Genomic DNA, 16,602 nt, shown 5'->3' on the forward strand with positions numbered 1-16,602 from the left:
TCCTCCGCCCATCCAATAAGAACACGATTGGGGAGGGGCGCATGCTGCGGCTTGAGAAATTGGTCAAGACCTACAAGACCGGCGATCAGGCGCTGAAAGCGGTCGATCTCGACATGCCGGAAGGTCAGGTTCTGGCCCTGATCGGCCCGTCAGGCGCTGGCAAATCGACCCTGATCCGCTGCATCAACCGGTTGGTGGAGCCGACCTCCGGCAAGGTCTATCTGGGTGATACCGAACTGACACATCTCTCCTCCGGTGCACTGCGACGCGAACGGCGGCGCATGGGAATGATCTTTCAGGAATACGCGCTGGTCGAACGACTGACGGTGATGGAAAACGTGCTGTCGGGGCGTCTGGGCTATGTCGGGTTCTGGCGCAGTTTTCTGCGCAGATACCCGCAAAAGGATGTGGATGAGGCGTTCCGTCTTCTGGACCGCGTCGGACTGGTGCACATGGCCGACAAACGCGCCGACGAACTGTCGGGCGGTCAGCGCCAGCGTGTGGGCATCTGCCGCGCGCTCATCCAGAATCCCGATGTGTTGCTGGTGGACGAGCCGACGGCCTCGCTCGATCCCAAGACATCACGCCAGATCATGCGGCTCATTTGCGAATTGTGCCGAGAGCGCGGGCTGGCGGCGATCATCAACATCCATGACGTCGCGCTGGCGCAGATGTTCGTGCAGCGCGTCATCGGCCTACGCGCGGGGGCGATCGAATTCGACGGTCCACCAGATGCCCTGACGCCCGACGTCCTGACAACGATCTACGGTGAGGAAGATTGGGAAGCGACGATCGAACCGGTCGAGGATGACGACGATATCGAGGCGGCGGAATGAGCACACATCGCGAACTTGACGACATGCTGGGCAAGGGCTGGCGCAAGCCGCATTTCATCAGGCGCAAATGGCTGCGCTACGCGTTGATCCTCGGGTTTCTGGCCTATCTCGTCGCCGCCTTCCTGACCATCGAGGTCAACTGGTCTCGCGTTTATGAGGGGCTGGAGCGTGGCAGGCAGTTCATTCTGGCCTTCACCAGCCCCGATTTCACTTCGCGGTCCGGCGATATCTGGGGCGGGATGCTGGAGAGCATCATCATGACGGTGGCCGCGTCGGTTGTCGGCATCGCCATCTCGATCCCCATCGCGCTGGGCGCGGCGCGCAACGTGGCCCCGTTGCCGGTCTACATGATCTGCCGGGCGATCATCGCGGTCAGCCGCGCGTTGCAGGAAATCATCGTCGCGATCCTGCTGGTCGCGATCTTCGGCTTCGGCCCGCTGGCCGGCTTCCTGACGCTCAGCTTTGCCACCATCGGGTTTTTGTCGAAACTGCTGGCCGAGGATATCGAGAGCATGGACCGCGTGCAGGCCGAGGCGATCCGCGCATCCGGAGCGAAATGGATGCAGTGGATCAATTACGGCGTTCAGCCACAGGTCATGCCGCGCCTGATTGGCCTGTCGATGTACCGCATCGACATCAACTTCCGCGAAAGCGCCATTCTGGGCCTTGTCGGCGCGGGCGGTATCGGGGCCACGCTCAACACGTCCTTTGATCGCTATGAATACGACACCGCCGCCGCGATCCTGCTTCTCATCATCGGCATCGTGATGGCGCTGGAATACCTGTCAGGCATCGTCCGGGCGAGGGTGCAATAATGCCGGTGACAGACGCGAACGGCCAGAAGATCTGGCAGCGCCGCTCGGGCCGGGAAAGCCTTGCTCATTGGGTGATGTGGCTGATCGGCGTGGCGGTCTTCGCCTATTGCTGGCAGCAGATTTCCGAAGCGACGACATGGTTCTTCGTCGAGGACGCGCCGCGCATCGCCGGCGACATCTGGCGACGTGCCACGCCGCCGAAATGGGAATACATCACGCAACTGGGCAAGCCGATCTGGGACACCCTCAACATCGCGACGCTCGGCACGCTGATCGCGTTGGTCTTCGCTGTGCCGGTGGCGTTTCTGGCGGCGCGCAACACCACGCCGTCACGATTCCTGATCCGTCCCATCGCTCTGCTCATCATCGTCTCCACCCGGTCGATCAATTCGCTGATCTGGGCGCTGCTGCTGATCGCGATCATCGGCCCCGGCGTCTTTGCCGGTGTCATCGCCATCGCCATCCGCTCCATCGGGTTCTGTGCCAAGCTGCTTTACGAGGCCATCGAGGAAATTGACGAGACACAGGTCGAGGCGATCACCGCAACGGGTGCGTCGCGCTGGCAGGTCATGGCCTATGGCATCGTACCGCAAATCATGCCGGCCTTTGCCGGTATCGCGGTCTTTCGATGGGACATCAATATCCGCGAATCCACCGTGCTTGGCCTTGTCGGCGCCGGCGGGATCGGTTTGCAGCTGTCGGCATCGCTCAACACGCTGGCTTGGCCGCAGGTCAGCCTGATCCTGCTGGTCATCCTGGCCGCCGTCGTGATCAGCGAATGGGTCTCGGCCAAGGTGCGGGGCGCGATCATCTGATGCAAATGACCGCTGAAACCGCGTTTGCCGCCTATGAAGCCGTGCGCCACCGCCTTCCAGCGGTGACTGCGACCGAAACGGCGCACCAACAGGTCGGCACGATTGCCGACATCGCGGATCGCTTTGACGTTTTTCTGCTGGACGCGTTTGGCGTGCTCAACATCGGCGAAACCGCTATCGCCGGGACGCGCGAACGGATTGATGATCTGAGGGCGGCGGGAAAACGCGTCATCGTGGTGTCAAACGCCGCCAGCGTTCCGGTGTCCGATCTGGTCGCGAAATACCGTCGGCTTGGCTATGATTTCGCGGCAGAGGATATCCTCACCAGCCGCATGGCGATGGTCACGGGGCTCGCCCGAAAAAAACCGTGCCGCTGGGGCGTCATGGCCGGAGAGATGCCGCAGTTCGCGGATCTGGGGGCGCTTGATCTGACATTGCTTGAGAGTGAGCCTGACACCTATGATGCGGTCGATGGCTTTCTTCTAGTCGGCAGCGCAACCTGGACGCATGCGCAGCAACAGCTGTTGGAAAAATCAATGTCATCCAATCCGCGCCCGATGCTGGTTGCCAACCCCGATATCGTCGCCCCGCGAGAGACCGGCTTTTCCACCGAACCCGGCCATTTTGCACATCTGTTGGCAGACCGGACGGGCGTTTCGCCGGAGTTCTTCGGCAAGCCTTTCGCCAACATCTATGACATGGCTTTCGCCAAATTGCGCAATAGCGACAGATCGCGGGTGCTGATGGTGGGCGATAGCCTGCACACCGATATTCTGGGCGCGCAGACCGCCGGGATCGCGTCGGCGCTTGTGACGGATTTCGGGTTCTTCGCCGGTCACGACGTGGAGTCTGCAATCCGCCGATCCGGAATCGTTCCGACCTTTACCATCACCCGCCCCTAGATTTCGCCCACATCAAGATCGGCAGCGCGGCTGTGCTGGACGCAAATCCGCTGGTTCGGCAGGTCGTTCCCCTCTGTCTTCTGACGTGCCGCGCTTTCGGTGAACCCGTGATCCCGCCAGCGCTTCAACAGCCGTTGCCGCAATACCTGCTCTGGAACGTTGAGCTTTATGGTGAAATCCCAGAGCGCGCCAAGACGGGCCCATTCGCCGGTATCAAGCAGAAGATAGTTCCCTTCCACGATGACTGTCTCAGTGTCCGCCCCTACCAGACCGACACCGGCAATTGCCTTATCGAGGCTGCGGTCGAACACAGGGTAAACCACCTCGCGCTCGTTCTTCAGCCGGCTCAGAAGGTGGGCAAAGCCAGCAACGTCAAACGTCTCGGGCGCGCCCTTGCGCTCGATCAACCCGCGTTTGTTGAGTAGTGTGTTGTCGAGGTGAAACCCGTCCATCGGAACGACCGCGCAGCCAGAAAGTTGCGCGGCTATGGACTGTGAAAGTGTGGATTTGCCGCTCGCCGGTGGCCCGGCAAGCGCCACAATACGGCGCCGTCCTTGAAACGGACTTTTCGCTATGCGCTTCGCAATTTCGGTCGGGGTCACTTTTCAACATCCATGCTCGGTATCCCATCAAGCGATGCGCGAGAGGCGGCTGTCAACATTGGGGCGCAAGTGGAACCACTGTGGCGGCTTTGAGTTTGTCATGTGAAACCTGCAAACATGAGGTGCGACATGACAGACAAGAATGAACGCTTTTGGGAAATCCTGGACGACATGCGGGTGTGCATGGTCACCACCGAAGACGATGGCAGCCTGCGGTCGCGGCCGATGGCTCCGAATGTCGATGCCAAAGCGCGCACGATCTCCTTCATCACCGACCGCGACAGCGCAAAGGTGCACGAACTCCGATCCGATCGTGACCTGAACCTCAGCTTTGCCGACCCTGACAACAACGTCTACGCGTCGGTGTCGGGCCGGGGTCTTGTCAGCTACGACAAGGAAAAGCTGCGTGAGATGTGGGGGCCATATGCCAAGGCCTTTTTCGGCGATGACCCCGACAGTGCGGACGCCGCCGTCATCACGGTGAATCCCAGTCAGGCGGAATACTGGGACAGTGACAAGGGCAAAATCGCTTCGGCCATCGAGCTGACCCGCGCCTATTTCGGCGATTCAGCTCCGGATTTGGGCGAGAACAAGAAGCTTGATCTCTGACACCGCGAACGCGAAACCGAAACGGGGCCCGCCAGAATTGGCGGGCTTTTTTCGTGGAGCCATCACAGCTTCTTTCCGGGCGACAGATACGCCGGATCGGCGGGCACATGAATGAGGCACACGCCACCGCGTGCGCGGGCCGTTTCCAAGGCCGACGAAAAGCTTTGCAGATCATCTGCCCTTTCGGAATGGGCCCCGAACGAGCGCGCGAAATCGCAGAAATCCGGATTGGTCAGCGCAGTGCCGGACACGCGCTCGGGGTATTCGCGTTCCTGATGCGCGCGAATGGTGCCAAAGCGGGCATTGTCGATCACGATGACGATCAGGTTCAGGCCGTGATGCACCGCTGTTGCCAGTTCTTGACAGGTCATCATCAGACAGCCGTCCCCCGCGATCGCGACAACCGTGCGGCCCGGCGCGCATATCGCGGCCCCAATCGCTGCCGGCAGGCCGTAGCCCATCGACCCGGATGTCGGCGCCAATTGCGAGCCGGGTGCGCGGTAGCGATAGAAGCGGTGCAGCCATCCGGCATAATTGCCCGCGCCGTTGCACACGATCGCGTCGACGGGAAGCACGTCGGCAAGATGCGCAAACATGGGCGCCAGCGGATCATCCGGGACCGAGGCGGGATCGTTGAAGGTTTCGTACTGTTGGCGCAGGTCTTTCGTACGGTTCGCACTACCGGATCGCGCGATCTGGTCCCATTCGGCGGCGGCGACGCAAAAGCTCTGCAAGTCCGACACCAGCGCGATGTCCGGCTCATAGACCCGGCCGATCTCTTCGGATTGGGGAAACACGTGAACCAGCGATTGATCCGGCACAGGCGGCTTGAGAAGGCTGTACCCCCCCGTGGTCATCTCTCCCAATCTTGGGCCGACGGCGATCAGAAGATCGGTGTCTGCCAGAGCGTCCGCGAGGTAGGGCGTGGCTCCGACACCGAAATGGCCGATATAGTTGGGGTGGTCGTTGTCAAATACCGCCTGACTGCGCAGTGACACGGCCACCGGCACACCCTGAATTTCGGCAAAGCGTTGCAGGGCTGCAATCCCTTCAGCCGTCCATCCGCCGCCACCGGCCAGCACCAGCGGTCGTTCTGCGTTGCGCAGCCGCTCTTTCAAGGCATCCATCGCTGCGGGCGCGGGCGAAAAGCGTGGTGTTTCGATGCGCGCCGGAGCGGGCGGCGGGGTGATCTCGTCGTAAAGCATGTCTTCGGGCAGGGCGAGCACGACCGGCCCCGGGCGCCCCGACATCGCTGTGCGGTATGCGCGGCTGACATATTCCTGAATCCGCGACGCGTCGTCGATCTGCGCCACCCATTTGGCCATCTGGCCGAACATGCGCCGGTAGTCTATTTCCTGAAATGCCTCGCGGTCGATCATGTCGCGGGCGACCTGACCGATGAACAGGATCATCGGGGTGGAGTCCTGAAACGCGACATGCACTCCGGCGCTCGCATTGGTGGCACCGGGACCACGCGTGACAAAGCAGATACCCGGACGCACGGTCAGCTTGCCATAAGCATCCGCCGCCATCGCAGCACCGCCTTCCTGACGGCAGGTGACAAAGCGGATACTCTGTTCGCGGCCGTAGAAGGCATCCAGTACCGGCAGATAGCTTTCGCCGGGAACACCGAAGACGGCGTCGGTGCCTTGGGCCTGAAGTTGATCGACAAGATGGTCCGCGGCGCGGCGGGGCGTTTGGGATGACATGGCGTTTCCAGAAGTTGTATCGGTTTTCGAGACGCTAGACGCGTTCCGGGCGAAGGGCAAACCCAAGCGCGGGTGTGACGCGGCCGTAAGTCTTCCATAATTTTCGGGAATTTTCGCTTTTCCCGCGCTTGCATTCCTTTTTGCCGCATGTATCGTCATGGCACGACGAACCAAGGCGGGGAGATGACCCGCCGCAAGACAGCACCGAATTTGGTGCGCGGGAGGATATAATGAAAAAATTCATGCTTGGTGCACTAGCTGCCGGATCCACGGCGTTGACGCCGATCGTGGCCAGCGCGCAGACCGAGATTCAGTTCTGGCACGCCTTTACGGGCCGGCTTGGCGAACTGGTTGCGGCGCAGGTCGAAGACTTCAACGAGATGCAGGACGATTACGAGGTCGTCGCCAGCCACAAGGGGAACTACTCCGAAACCCTGAACGCCGGTATCGCAGCGTTTCGCGCCGGTGAACAACCCCACATCCTGATGGTGTTCGAGGTCGGAACCGCGACGATGATGGGCGCCAAGGGGGCGATCCGTCCGGTTTACGAAGTGATGGAGGAAAGCGGCGCGGAATTCGATCCCGATGCCTATATCGGCTCGGTCAAGGGCTACTACACAACGACTGACGGACAGATGCTGTCGCTGCCCTTCAACTCCTCGACGCCGGTTCTCTGGGTGAACCGCGACGCGATGGAAGCGGCGGGTGTGGATCCTGACACGGATCTGTCAACATGGCAGAAGGTCGACGAGGTTCTGACGCAACTCAAGGAAGGTGGGGAGGAATGTCCGCTTGTCACCGCATGGCAGAGCTGGATTCATCTCGAAAACCTTTCGGCCTATCACGATGTGCCTTTCGCAACGCAAGACAACGGCTTTGTCGGCACAGATACCGAACTGGCTCTGAACGGCGAGACGCAGGTCAAGCATATCGAGAAGATGGGTGAGTGGGCCAAGGACGGCAAGTTTGTCTACACCGGACGTCGCAACGAGGGCGGCGCGAATTTCCGCTCTGGTGAATGCGCGCTCTTTACCGAAAGCTCCGCCGGATATGCCGGGATCAAGGCCGAGGCCGAGTTTGATTTCGATGTACGCCCGCTGCCCTATTGGGAAGGCGAAGGCAACGCGCCGCAAAACACAATCATCGGCGGTGCATCGCTTTGGGTGATGGAGGGGCACGAGCCGGAAGAGTACAAGGGCGTGGGCGAGTTCCTGTCCTACCTGTCTTCCACTCCGGTGCAGGCGCAATGGCACCAGGATACGGGCTATCTGCCGATCACAACCGCCGCTGGTGAAGCCACACGCGAAGCAGGGTTCTATGAAGAGAATCCGGGCACCGATGTGGCGGTGACGCAGATGACCGCGAAAGAGCCGACGGCCAATTCCAAGGGCATCCGTCTCGGGTCTTTCGATCAGATCCGCGGCATCATCGACGAAGAGCTCGAAGGTGTGTGGGCCGGTGACAAGACGGCCCAAGAAGCTTTGGACAGTGCAAAGGAGCGCGGCGACCAGCTGCTGCGCCGCTTTGAGCAAGCCAACCGCTAAACCATGATATAAAAACCGGGCGGCCTTTCGAGGCCGTCCTTTTGACTCTGAAAGGCTGCCGATGGAAAAGCGCGTCACGTTCAAAGGCTGGCTTTTGCCGTTTCTGCTGATTGCGCCGCAGGTTCTGATTTCGGCGGTGTTCTTCTTCTACCCGGCGGGGCAGGCGATCTGGCAATCGCTGTTCATTCCCGATCCGTTCGGCCTGTCCTCGCAATTCGTAGGACTGGGAAATTTCGAATACCTGCTGGGCGACAGGTTCTACCGCGCCTCATTCCTGACCACCGCGATTTTTTCCATCCTTGTGACACTGGTGTCGATGGTGCCCGCGCTGTTTCTGGCGGTGATCGCCGACCGGTTGGTGAAGGGCGCCGGCGTTTATCGCACGTTGCTGATCTGGCCCTACGCCGTCGCGCCGGCCGTGGCCGGGGTGCTGTGGCTCTTCATGTTCAACACGCGCGTCGGTGTGGTGTCGTGGTATCTGGGCCAGCTTGGCTATGACTGGAACCATGTCCTCAACGGCACCGAGGCAATGGGGCTGGTTGTCGTGGCATCCGCCTGGGGCCGCATCAGCTATAACTTCCTGTTCTTCTTTGCGGCGCTACAGGCGGTGCCGAAATCGGTGATCGAAGCGGCCGCGATCGACGGCGCACGCTTCTGGCGGCGGTTCTTCACCATCGTGTTGCCGCTCTTGTCTCCGACCACGTTCTTCCTGCTGGTCGTCAATATCGTCTATTCCTTCTTTGAAACCTTCGGCGTGATCCACACCATCACCTCGGGTGGGCCGCAGCAGGCGACGACGATCCTGGTCTACAAGGTGTTCTCGGACGGGTTCGTGGGGCAGGATCTCGGCTCGTCCTCGGCGCAATCGGTGATCCTGCTGATCGTGGTCGGCCTGCTCACGGTGCTTCAGTTCAAATTCATCGAAAAACGGGTGCATTACTGATGGCCAATGCAGATCCCCTCGCAGCCGCCGTGCCGCCGAAGACACGCAAGGCCCAGCCCGACGGCATGGTCGAAAAGCGCGGCGCCGGGTTGTGGCTCACACATGTGCTGATGATCCTTGGCATCTTGATCATCTTCTTCCCGATCTGGCTGGCCTTCGTCGCTTCGACGGTCACACAGCAGGACATCATCCGCCCGCCAATGCCGATCTGGCCGGGCGACCAGTTCTTCATCAACTACAAGAACGCACTGTTCTCCGGGGTGAACGTGCCGGTGGCGACGATGCTGTTCAACTCGCTGGTGATGGCGGTTGGCATCGCGGTGGGCAAGATCGTCATCTCGCTTCTGTCGGCCTTTGCCATCGTCTATTTCCGGTTCCCGGCGCGCACGCTGTTCTTCTGGCTGATCTTCCTGACGCTGATGCTGCCGGTCGAAGTGCGGATCGTGCCCACCTACGAGGTCGTCGCCGGGTTCGGGATGCTCAACTCCTATTCAGGGCTGATCTTTCCGCTCATCGCATCGGCGACGGCGACGTTCCTTTTCCGGCAGTTCTTCATGACGATCCCGGACGAACTGGCGGAAGCGGCGCGCGTCGATGGCGCTCGGCCGATGCAGTTTTTTCTGCACATCGTCGTTCCGATGAGCCGCACCAATATCGCGGCGCTGTTCGTGATCCTGTTCATCTATGGCTGGAACCAGTACCTCTGGCCGCTGCTCATCACCACCGATCCCGAGATGAATACCATCGTCATGGGGATCAAGCAGATGTTCCCCTCGGGCGATGATTTCGCCCATTGGCCGACCATCCTGGCCACCTCGATCCTGGCGATGATCCCGCCGGTGATCATCGTTGTGAGCATGCAGAAGCTGTTCATCCGCGGCCTTGTAGACAGCGAGAAATAACACATGGCGACAGTAACTCTCAAAGACGTCAAGAAGAGCTTTGGTCCGGTGGACGTGATCCACGGCATCAGCGCGGAAATCGAGGATGGCGAGTTCATCGTCATCGTCGGCCCCTCCGGCTGCGGCAAGTCCACGCTTTTGCGCATGGTTGCTGGGCTTGAAACGGTGACGGATGGCGAGGTTCTGATCGGCGGTCAGCGCGCCAACGAGAAAGAGCCGATGGACCGCGACATCGCGATGGTGTTCCAGAACTACGCGCTTTATCCGCATATGTCGGTGCGCCAGAACATGGGCTACGGGCTTAGGATCGCCAAACTGCCCAAGGCCGAGATCGAGCGGAAGGTGCTGGAGGCGGCAAAGCTCTTGCAACTCGAACCGCTCTTGGATCGCAAGCCCAAGCAGCTTTCGGGCGGGCAACGCCAGCGCGTCGCCATGGGGCGCGCCATCGTGCGCGAACCGGCGGTGTTCCTGTTCGACGAGCCGCTATCGAACCTCGATGCCAAGCTGCGCGTGCAGATGCGGCTGGAAATCCGCGAGTTGCAATCCACGCTCGGCATCACTGCGTTGTATGTCACCCACGATCAGGTGGAGGCGATGACGATGGCCGATCGGATGATCGTGATGAACGCAGGCGTCGCGGAACAGATCGGCACTCCGCTCGAAGTCTACGAGACACCGCGCACACTTTTCGCCGCGCAGTTCATCGGCAGTCCGGCGATGAACATTCTGGATGCAGAGGTGCGAGGCGGCAAGGTGATGCTTGGAGATGTGCCCGTCGCTAACGCGATCGGCGCGGACGGGCCGGTCAAACTCGGGGTGCGGCCCGAACACCTGGAACCGGATGAAAACGGCCCGCTCAACGTGGCGGTGCAGATGACCGAACCGCTTGGGGCGAACACGCTCTTTCACGGACGTCTGGTTGATATTGGCAGCGAGTTCACCGCCAGCCTGCAAGGTGTGCATCCAATGTCCGAGGTCGGCCAAAGTATGAAATTTGCCATTCAATCCGGGCAGGCGCATATCTTTGACGTCGATACGGGCCTGCGGCGTGAAGCTTGAGGCAGGGAGCTGAAAATTTCCGGGTTTCTTGACCTGCCGGATGCTTGACCTCCGCCAGCTTGTATCATAGGTCAATCCGCACAAAGCGGGCGTTGTGTAATGGTAAGACCTCAGCCTTCCAAGCTGATGATACGGGTTCGATTCCCGTCGCCCGCTCCAAATCTCTTTCCATTCTCGCGACGAATGAGCGCCGAACTGTTCCCAGCGCGGCAAATCGGCCTTTTCCGTGCGCTTCGGCTTGACCCTTGCGGGCCACCCAAGGTTTAAGCGGGCCAACAAAAAAGCAGGTTTCCCGATGGCGGACGCGACGATCAAGCCGGTCAAGAATGAAGAGCGGGAGAAGTCCAAGAAACTGGGCTCTCTGGCGGCGCTCTGGCCGTTTTTGAAACCCTATAGAACGCTGATGGTTGCAGCGCTTCTGGCGCTCACGGCAACGGCGACGATCTCGTTGATCCTGCCACTGGCGGTGCGTCGCGTGGTGGACAATTTCAACACCTCCGACGGGGCATTGCTCGATCGGTATTTTGCCGCAGCGCTCGGAATTGCCGCACTTCTGGCGGTGGGCACCGCACTGCGCTACGCGCTGGTGACCCGCCTGGGGGAGCGTGTTGTCGCGGATATCCGCAAAGCGGTGTTTGCGCGGGTCGTCAGTCTCAGCCCGTCGTTTTATGAAAAAATCATGACCGGCGAAGTGCTAAGCCGGATCACGACCGACACGACCCTCATTCTGAGCGTCATCGGTTCGTCGATCTCGATTGCGCTGCGCAACGTGCTGATCTTCTTTGGTGGCATCGTGTTGATGCTGTTCACCTCAGCGAAACTGACCGGAATGGTGCTTTTGATCGTTCCGCTGGTCGTGGTGCCGATCCTCGTTCTGGGCCGCAAGATGCGCAAGCTCAGCCGCGAGAACCAAGACTGGATCGCCGCCTCGTCGGGAAGCGCATCCGAGGTGTTGCTTGCCGTGCAGACAGTCCAGGCCTTCACGCATGAGAAACTGTCGCAACAGGCGTTCTCTGACGTCACCGAAAAGAGCTTTGACGCCGCGCGCCGCCGTATCTGGACGCGGGCGCAAATGACGGCGATCGTGATCTTCCTTGTCTTTACGGGCATCGTCGGAGTGCTCTGGATCGGTGCCACGGATGTGCGCAACGGCGCGATGAGTGCCGGCGCGCTGGTGCAGTTCGTGATTTATTCCGTCATGGTTGCCGGCGGTGTCGCCGCGCTCTCGGAGATCTTCGGCGAATTGCAACGCGCAGCGGGGGCCACCGAACGCCTGATCGAATTGCTGCATGCCGAGGATACGGTCAACGATCCCGAAGTGCCGGTCACGCTGCCGGAACCGGTCAGGGGCGAGATCACGTTCGAGGATGTGTATTTCGCCTATCCAAGCCGTCCTGACATTGCCGCGCTTGATGGGGTGAACCTCAATATCGCACCGGGCGAGACGGTGGCCGTTGTCGGGCCAAGCGGAGCCGGAAAGACAACGATCATCCAGCTGATCCAGCGATTTTATGATCCGGATTCGGGCGCGGTCTGTCTTGACGGCATGCGGCTCGATGCGCTCAACCGGGATGCCTTCCGTCGCCATATCGCCCTGGTGCCTCAGGATCCGGTGATCTTTGCCGCTTCGGCGCGGGACAATATCCGGTTTGGCCGTCCCGACGCGAGCGATGCCGAAGTCGAATCAGCCGCGCGGGCCGCTGCTGCACATGACTTCATCACCGCGCTGCCGGATGGCTATGACAGCGGTCTGGGTGAACGCGGTGTGATGTTGTCGGGAGGCCAGAAACAACGCATCGCCATCGCGCGCGCGATCCTGCGCGACGCGCCGGTTTTGTTGCTGGACGAGGCGACAAGCGCGCTGGATGCCGAAAGTGAACGCGCCGTGCAGCGGGCGGTGGACGAATTGTCCGAAGGGCGTACCACGATCATCGTCGCGCACCGGCTGGCGACCGTGAAAAAGGCGGACCGCATCATCGTGATGGATCAAGGCCGCATCGTCGCCACCGGCGCGCATGATGCATTGGTGTCCGAAGACGGGCTTTACGCGCGTCTGGCGCGTCTGCAATTTACCGATGGCATCGCGGCCGAGTGATTTCTCCGCTCTGCGATCCGTGTGACCCGGTGACGCTCGCCATGCGTGGTTGAATGCGGTATCGGCGGTTCTGCACGACACAAGGGATGCGCATGGAAAACGACGTTATTGCCGAGGTTGATCCAACGGGTCCACGCCGCTGGATCGCAATTTCGACGCTGCTCATGCTGGGCGGACTTCTGGTCTACGTCGCTTTGGTGCAAGAGCAATCGCATTTCGGATGGACAGCGCTTCTTGTGGTGCTGGGCACAGGGGCACTTTGGTTTGCGCAAAAATTGCACGTTGCCACGGCGCGGAAGCTCTATTTGACCGATGTCGCGCTGATCGACAGTGATGGTACCGTTCTGGCGCGCACCGACGATATCGTCTCGGTTGAGCGTGGCATGTTGTCGATCAAGCCATCCAACGGATTTATGCTGAAATTGAAAAACCCGGCGCCACGAGCGTGGCAGCCGGGTCTGTGGTGGCGTATCGGGCGCCGGGTGGCTGTGGGCGGGGTCACGCCGGGTGTGCAAACCCGCCCAATGGCCGACATCATCGCGACGATGATTGCCAGGGAACGTTAGCCCTCAGACGCTGTTCTTTTTACCCTTGCCGTTGCCGCCTTTGCTGGAGCCGGTACAGCTTGCCGATGCAGCACCTTCGTCAGCGTTTTCGGCATTGTTGTTGCAAAGCGATCCACCGGGAGCATCCTGATCCCCATTCCCCCAGCCGTTATTCTGGAATTGCTTTTGCGACCCGTCATTGACGCCTTCAAAGATGATCTGCGGCGAAAACCGTGGGCGTGTAAATGAATACACCTCGATGTCAAAGTCAGAGAGACCGATATTGCTGAAAATCGGCAGATAAAGATCACGCGTTTCTACGTAGATAAATTGATCGCCGGCGGCCATTATCGGGAGTTGATCGGCTAGGGCGCTTACATCCGATTCGGTAAGACCGGACCAATCTCCGCGAGCCTCTGACCATACGAGATCGTACGTTCCATTGGTTGATTTCCCTTTTTCGTTGTACTGTATAGCGGTAACGCGCAGATCAACATAATCCCCCCGAGCCTTGGTGAGGTGGAACAGCAGTTCCCTGGCGTTGTCTATATAGGAATCATCAATCATATCGGTTTCACGTGAGAGCATGTCTGCAATCGTGTAGTTGGCTTTATGATTGATTGATACTTGGCGCAACATATCGAAATAAAGCCAAGCAGCTGCGAATATCACCATAAGTGCGGGAAAAACAATTACGGCTTCCAAGGGAATGTTCCCATCGGTGCGGCGCGTAAAGCGACGTAGGAAGTGAAGCGATTTGGTCATCATGACGACGGCTCCTGAACAAAGGCCGAGAAAGAGACAATCTTCGTGTATCCGTTTTCGTCAGAGAAAAGGGAGTCTGCGAAGGGTCGCGAAATCTTGGGAATATACTTGTAGCAGGCACGCAAATACATGAGTTCGTTGTCTCGACCCGGTTCGAAGGTTCGCAACGGATTCACGGCAGCGGAAGTATCGACGCAATCTGCAAGAGCTGACGGGTCGTTCCAATCGCGAAGGTCGAGCTTGATCATCTCAAGCTTGAGCGTTTCCTCGCATTTTTCAAGTGCCGTCGTTTGTGAACAGATCTTTGTTTTCAGTGCGTCATGAGTGAGGGTGTTGTCCCCCGTGTTCAAACGCACCTCGCGGACAGTGGTATCAAGAGCGCGTTCGAGTTGGTTGTAGCGAATTGTAAGCATGCCAAGCTCGATTGTGGCGAGGATCATGCTCATAAAGAACGGCAAGAGGATCAGGAACGGAACCGTCATCGTACCATCATCACTCTGTAGAAACCGGCGAAAGCGGTATGTCGAAAAGCGGGTCATTGTGTCAGCCTCAATTGGTTGATGGTGCGAGCGATTGCCTTGAACGCATCGCTGATTTCCAGGCCTTCAACAGGGAAGTAGTGGGCAGGTGACGATGCACAATTGCGCATCGCGGCCTGTCCTTCCTCGGGGGCTTCAAAGCCGATGGAAAACACCGTGATCCCGGTATCGCGAGCTTTTTCGCAGATGTTGGACAACCGCGCATCCGCTTGGCTTCCGGAGACGATAGAACCATATGAGTAATACGCGTTGTAGTATTCGGAATAGCTTACCCGACCGTCCTGATAGGGTTTGCGGAAAAACTTGTTTCCGAAGGCGCGTGTGCCCCAACGCTGAAATACTTCGGCGTTCGACATACGGCGTGCATTCGAACCGCCATCAGGCTCGTTGGCGTATCTGTCAGATGAGCTGCCATTCTTGAAGCGTTCCAAGTAATAGACATCGTTCGATGTGCCGCTCGCATTGCTGACACGGTGCGAAAAACGATCGTTGTAAGGATCATTGTCGCCGCGGTCGTCAATCCAGATATCAGAATCGCCACCGTTATATTTCGGTTTGAGATCGTATTGCGTGGTGTTCATTCCGTCTGTCATGACCACCGCGATCTTGAGCACGTCAATCGCATCGTACGCGCCTGGTCGACCGGATGCCTCGCTGACAACGTGACCATCGCCGATTAGACCGGAAACGACTGGTCGTGCGGCGGGGTCAAGTAGAGCTACACCCCATTTCATGCCCAGATCAATTGCTGTATTGCCACCAGCTCCGAGCGTTTCGATGTGAGCCACGAGTTCGTCGAGATCATTGCTGTGAGGCAGAATCGCGCCATAATCATCCGTTGGGCACCACGAACTTGTGGTTTGCACCGAGTTTTCGTCGAGCGAATACGGATCGAAATGGGCGAGCCGCTGCAATTCGCTCGATGGCGAGATACCGGTTTGCAAGAAGTCAGCATCGTACATCCGCACGCAGGACGACGCTTCGTGTTCATCGGTAAGCGTGAAATGCGGAGCGAGACGCGGACCGAGGTTTACGGTCGCGTTGTAGGGAACGATGCTGATTGTCGTCAGACCGGAGTTTTGACCATTGAGAACGGTTGTGACGAATTCTTTGGCCGACGACCGAAGGTTTTCGATCTTTTGATTTGACCCCATGGAGCCGGATATGTCGAGGATGAGCGAGATTTCGATGTTCTGAATTCGCTCTTCGGCCTGGGATGTTCCTCCAGCCTGTAAAACGTCAACGTTTAACAACTTGAGAAAGTTCGCAGGAAAGTTTCGGTGAGCTTCGACCGTGACGGTGCGGTAGTTCAAGCCTTCGTTCACGTCGATGCTTGTCAAAGTGTCCCCAAGCAGCATCTTGTCGAAATGGTCTTCGACAACAAGATACGGATCAAGCCTCTGCTCAAGATTTGCAGCAGCAAGAGCCGATCCATCGAGGGTATTTTGAATTTTCGTTCGTTCGACTTCGGCGAGCATCATATCGATCCCGACGCCTCCGAACACCAGCATGAGCATCGATCCGGCCAAAGCGAGGATCGACATGTTGCCTTCGGTTTCCCGGGCGAAGCGGCTGAGTGTTACGGCCGCACTGGACCGTAGCATGGATTTCTTCCGTTTCCCGACCGGCAGCCTTGGCAGAAGGTTGCTTGATCCGATCATTAGTTACCTCTTTCCCGCCTTTTTGAAGACGGACTGACACCCCACTTAGATTTTGTCAGGAATGATCGCAAAACACGGCGGGAATAGGGCAGGAATTGTGGAAAAATTAGGGAATATGTTGAATTAACGAGATGATTCAGTTTGGGTAGGGCATATTGAGGCCCGATTTGAAACAGTCGACAGTCTGTGGTGCCGCAACTCCGGGACACCGCCAGCGTAGAAAGGCGTGTCATATCAAGCCGGCTGTCATAGGCTGATCAA

Annotated in this window: 16 protein-coding genes and 1 tRNA gene; 12 read left to right on the plus strand and 5 right to left on the minus strand. The window is 58.9% G+C overall.

The genetic code is table 11. The features are described from left to right. Nucleotides 1-41: 41 nt before the first annotated feature. Genes phnC through ACGKZZ_RS04320 form a run of 4 tightly spaced genes read left to right on the plus strand, consistent with a single transcriptional unit; the run spans nucleotide 42 to nucleotide 3,368 of the window. Nucleotides 42-836, plus strand: coding sequence for a phosphonate ABC transporter ATP-binding protein (phnC, locus tag ACGKZZ_RS04305; RefSeq protein ID WP_411222238.1), 795 nt, complete (start codon nucleotides 42-44; stop codon nucleotides 834-836). Beyond that, the gene (gene phnE / locus ACGKZZ_RS04310; RefSeq protein WP_411222240.1) at nucleotides 833-1,651 is read left to right on the plus strand and encodes a phosphonate ABC transporter, permease protein PhnE; all 819 of its coding nucleotides are present in this window, start codon (nucleotides 833-835) and stop codon (nucleotides 1,649-1,651) included. The genes phnC and phnE (ACGKZZ_RS04310) overlap by 4 nt, the downstream gene beginning before the upstream one ends. After that, on the plus strand, nucleotides 1,651-2,466 hold the full coding sequence (phnE, locus tag ACGKZZ_RS04315) for a phosphonate ABC transporter, permease protein PhnE (protein WP_411222241.1): 816 nt from the start codon (nucleotides 1,651-1,653) through the stop codon (nucleotides 2,464-2,466). The genes phnE (ACGKZZ_RS04310) and phnE (ACGKZZ_RS04315) overlap by 1 nt, the downstream gene beginning before the upstream one ends. A 5-nt stretch (nucleotides 2,467-2,471) precedes the next feature. Beyond that, a complete protein-coding gene (locus ACGKZZ_RS04320; RefSeq protein WP_411222242.1) occupies nucleotides 2,472-3,368 on the plus strand; it encodes an HAD-IIA family hydrolase in 897 nt (298 codons plus the stop codon). Here ACGKZZ_RS04320 and ACGKZZ_RS04325 read toward each other — a convergent pair. Continuing rightward, on the minus strand, nucleotides 3,365-3,907 hold the full coding sequence (locus ACGKZZ_RS04325) for a nucleoside/nucleotide kinase family protein (protein ID WP_411222243.1): 543 nt from the start codon (nucleotides 3,905-3,907) through the stop codon (nucleotides 3,365-3,367). The genes ACGKZZ_RS04320 and ACGKZZ_RS04325 overlap by 4 nt on opposite strands. A 192-nt stretch (nucleotides 3,908-4,099) precedes the next feature. Here ACGKZZ_RS04325 and ACGKZZ_RS04330 point away from each other — a divergent pair, with 192 nt between their 5' ends. Continuing rightward, nucleotides 4,100-4,579 carry a pyridoxamine 5'-phosphate oxidase family protein gene (locus tag ACGKZZ_RS04330; protein WP_411222244.1) on the plus strand — a complete coding sequence of 160 codons (480 nt, stop codon included), beginning with the start codon at nucleotides 4,100-4,102 and terminating at the stop codon, nucleotides 4,577-4,579. Between the two features lie 62 nt (nucleotides 4,580-4,641). Here ACGKZZ_RS04330 and ACGKZZ_RS04335 read toward each other — a convergent pair whose 3' ends face one another. Then, nucleotides 4,642-6,288, minus strand: coding sequence for a thiamine pyrophosphate-binding protein (locus ACGKZZ_RS04335; protein ID WP_411222245.1), 1,647 nt, complete (start codon nucleotides 6,286-6,288; stop codon nucleotides 4,642-4,644). A gap of 230 nt (nucleotides 6,289-6,518) precedes the next feature. Here ACGKZZ_RS04335 and ugpB point away from each other — a divergent pair, with 230 nt between their 5' ends. The 7 genes from ugpB (at nucleotide 6,519) to ACGKZZ_RS04370 (ending at nucleotide 13,397) form a co-directional block, all read left to right on the plus strand. Continuing rightward, nucleotides 6,519-7,832 (plus strand): sn-glycerol-3-phosphate ABC transporter substrate-binding protein UgpB, encoded by a 1,314-nt coding sequence (gene ugpB, locus ACGKZZ_RS04340; RefSeq protein ID WP_411222246.1) that lies wholly within the window; start codon nucleotides 6,519-6,521, stop codon nucleotides 7,830-7,832. A gap of 61 nt (nucleotides 7,833-7,893) precedes the next feature. Further along, a complete protein-coding gene (gene ugpA / locus ACGKZZ_RS04345) occupies nucleotides 7,894-8,775 on the plus strand; it encodes a sn-glycerol-3-phosphate ABC transporter permease UgpA (RefSeq protein WP_411222247.1) in 882 nt (293 codons plus the stop codon). A 65-nt stretch (nucleotides 8,776-8,840) separates the two neighbouring features. Further along, nucleotides 8,841-9,677, plus strand: a complete 837-nt coding sequence (gene ugpE, locus ACGKZZ_RS04350) for a sn-glycerol-3-phosphate ABC transporter permease UgpE (protein ID WP_411222716.1) — start codon at nucleotides 8,841-8,843, stop codon at nucleotides 9,675-9,677. Between the two features lie 3 nt (nucleotides 9,678-9,680). Continuing rightward, nucleotides 9,681-10,736, plus strand: coding sequence for a sn-glycerol-3-phosphate ABC transporter ATP-binding protein UgpC (ugpC, locus tag ACGKZZ_RS04355; RefSeq protein ID WP_411222248.1), 1,056 nt, complete (start codon nucleotides 9,681-9,683; stop codon nucleotides 10,734-10,736). An 85-nt stretch (nucleotides 10,737-10,821) separates the two neighbouring features. After that, nucleotides 10,822-10,895, plus strand: a tRNA-Gly gene (locus ACGKZZ_RS04360). 136 nt (nucleotides 10,896-11,031) lie between these two features. Next, a complete protein-coding gene (locus ACGKZZ_RS04365; protein ID WP_411222250.1) occupies nucleotides 11,032-12,831 on the plus strand; it encodes an ABC transporter transmembrane domain-containing protein in 1,800 nt (599 codons plus the stop codon). 92 nt (nucleotides 12,832-12,923) lie between these two features. Continuing rightward, the gene (locus tag ACGKZZ_RS04370) at nucleotides 12,924-13,397 is read left to right on the plus strand and encodes a hypothetical protein (protein ID WP_411222251.1); all 474 of its coding nucleotides are present in this window, start codon (nucleotides 12,924-12,926) and stop codon (nucleotides 13,395-13,397) included. A gap of 3 nt (nucleotides 13,398-13,400) precedes the next feature. Here the strand turns inward: ACGKZZ_RS04370 and ACGKZZ_RS04375 are convergent, their stop codons facing one another. The 3 genes from ACGKZZ_RS04375 to ACGKZZ_RS04385 are packed head-to-tail and all read right to left on the minus strand — an operon-like array spanning nucleotide 13,401 to nucleotide 16,341. Next, on the minus strand, nucleotides 13,401-14,144 hold the full coding sequence (locus ACGKZZ_RS04375) for a TadE/TadG family type IV pilus assembly protein (RefSeq protein WP_411222253.1): 744 nt from the start codon (nucleotides 14,142-14,144) through the stop codon (nucleotides 13,401-13,403). Further along, nucleotides 14,141-14,680, minus strand: a complete 540-nt coding sequence (locus ACGKZZ_RS04380) for a TadE/TadG family type IV pilus assembly protein (protein WP_411222254.1) — start codon at nucleotides 14,678-14,680, stop codon at nucleotides 14,141-14,143. The genes ACGKZZ_RS04375 and ACGKZZ_RS04380 overlap by 4 nt, the downstream gene beginning before the upstream one ends. Beyond that, nucleotides 14,677-16,341: a pilus assembly protein TadG-related protein gene (locus ACGKZZ_RS04385; RefSeq protein ID WP_411222255.1), complete on the minus strand. Its 1,665-nt coding sequence runs from the start codon at nucleotides 16,339-16,341 to the stop codon at nucleotides 14,677-14,679. The genes ACGKZZ_RS04380 and ACGKZZ_RS04385 overlap by 4 nt, the downstream gene beginning before the upstream one ends. Nucleotides 16,342-16,602: the final 261 nt, after the last annotated feature.

Source organism: Marivita sp. S2033 (assembly GCF_046592965.1).
In the GTDB taxonomy this organism is placed as follows: domain Bacteria; phylum Pseudomonadota; class Alphaproteobacteria; order Rhodobacterales; family Rhodobacteraceae; genus Marivita.

What these genes read in the sequence shown, in the direction of transcription:
- ACGKZZ_RS04335 (WP_411222245.1), bottom strand. Translation starts at nt 6,288, where the DNA reads ATGTCATCCCAAACGCCCCGCCGCGCCGCGGACCATCTTGTCGATCAA.
- ACGKZZ_RS04385 (WP_411222255.1), bottom strand. Translation starts at nt 16,341, where the DNA reads ATGATCGGATCAAGCAACCTTCTGCCAAGGCTGCCGGTCGGGAAACGG.
- ugpA (WP_411222247.1), top strand. Translation starts at nt 7,894, where the DNA reads ATGGAAAAGCGCGTCACGTTCAAAGGCTGGCTTTTGCCGTTTCTGCTG.
- ACGKZZ_RS04365 (WP_411222250.1), top strand. Translation starts at nt 11,032, where the DNA reads ATGGCGGACGCGACGATCAAGCCGGTCAAGAATGAAGAGCGGGAGAAG.
- ACGKZZ_RS04370 (WP_411222251.1), top strand. Translation starts at nt 12,924, where the DNA reads ATGGAAAACGACGTTATTGCCGAGGTTGATCCAACGGGTCCACGCCGC.
- ugpB (WP_411222246.1), top strand. Translation starts at nt 6,519, where the DNA reads ATGAAAAAATTCATGCTTGGTGCACTAGCTGCCGGATCCACGGCGTTG.
- phnE (WP_411222240.1), top strand. Translation starts at nt 833, where the DNA reads ATGAGCACACATCGCGAACTTGACGACATGCTGGGCAAGGGCTGGCGC.
- ACGKZZ_RS04330 (WP_411222244.1), top strand. Translation starts at nt 4,100, where the DNA reads ATGACAGACAAGAATGAACGCTTTTGGGAAATCCTGGACGACATGCGG.
- ACGKZZ_RS04380 (WP_411222254.1), bottom strand. Translation starts at nt 14,680, where the DNA reads ATGACCCGCTTTTCGACATACCGCTTTCGCCGGTTTCTACAGAGTGAT.
- ugpC (WP_411222248.1), top strand. Translation starts at nt 9,681, where the DNA reads ATGGCGACAGTAACTCTCAAAGACGTCAAGAAGAGCTTTGGTCCGGTG.
- ACGKZZ_RS04320 (WP_411222242.1), top strand. Translation starts at nt 2,472, where the DNA reads ATGACCGCTGAAACCGCGTTTGCCGCCTATGAAGCCGTGCGCCACCGC.
- ugpE (WP_411222716.1), top strand. Translation starts at nt 8,841, where the DNA reads ATGGTCGAAAAGCGCGGCGCCGGGTTGTGGCTCACACATGTGCTGATG.
- ACGKZZ_RS04375 (WP_411222253.1), bottom strand. Translation starts at nt 14,144, where the DNA reads ATGATGACCAAATCGCTTCACTTCCTACGTCGCTTTACGCGCCGCACC.
- phnC (WP_411222238.1), top strand. Translation starts at nt 42, where the DNA reads ATGCTGCGGCTTGAGAAATTGGTCAAGACCTACAAGACCGGCGATCAG.
- phnE (WP_411222241.1), top strand. Translation starts at nt 1,651, where the DNA reads ATGCCGGTGACAGACGCGAACGGCCAGAAGATCTGGCAGCGCCGCTCG.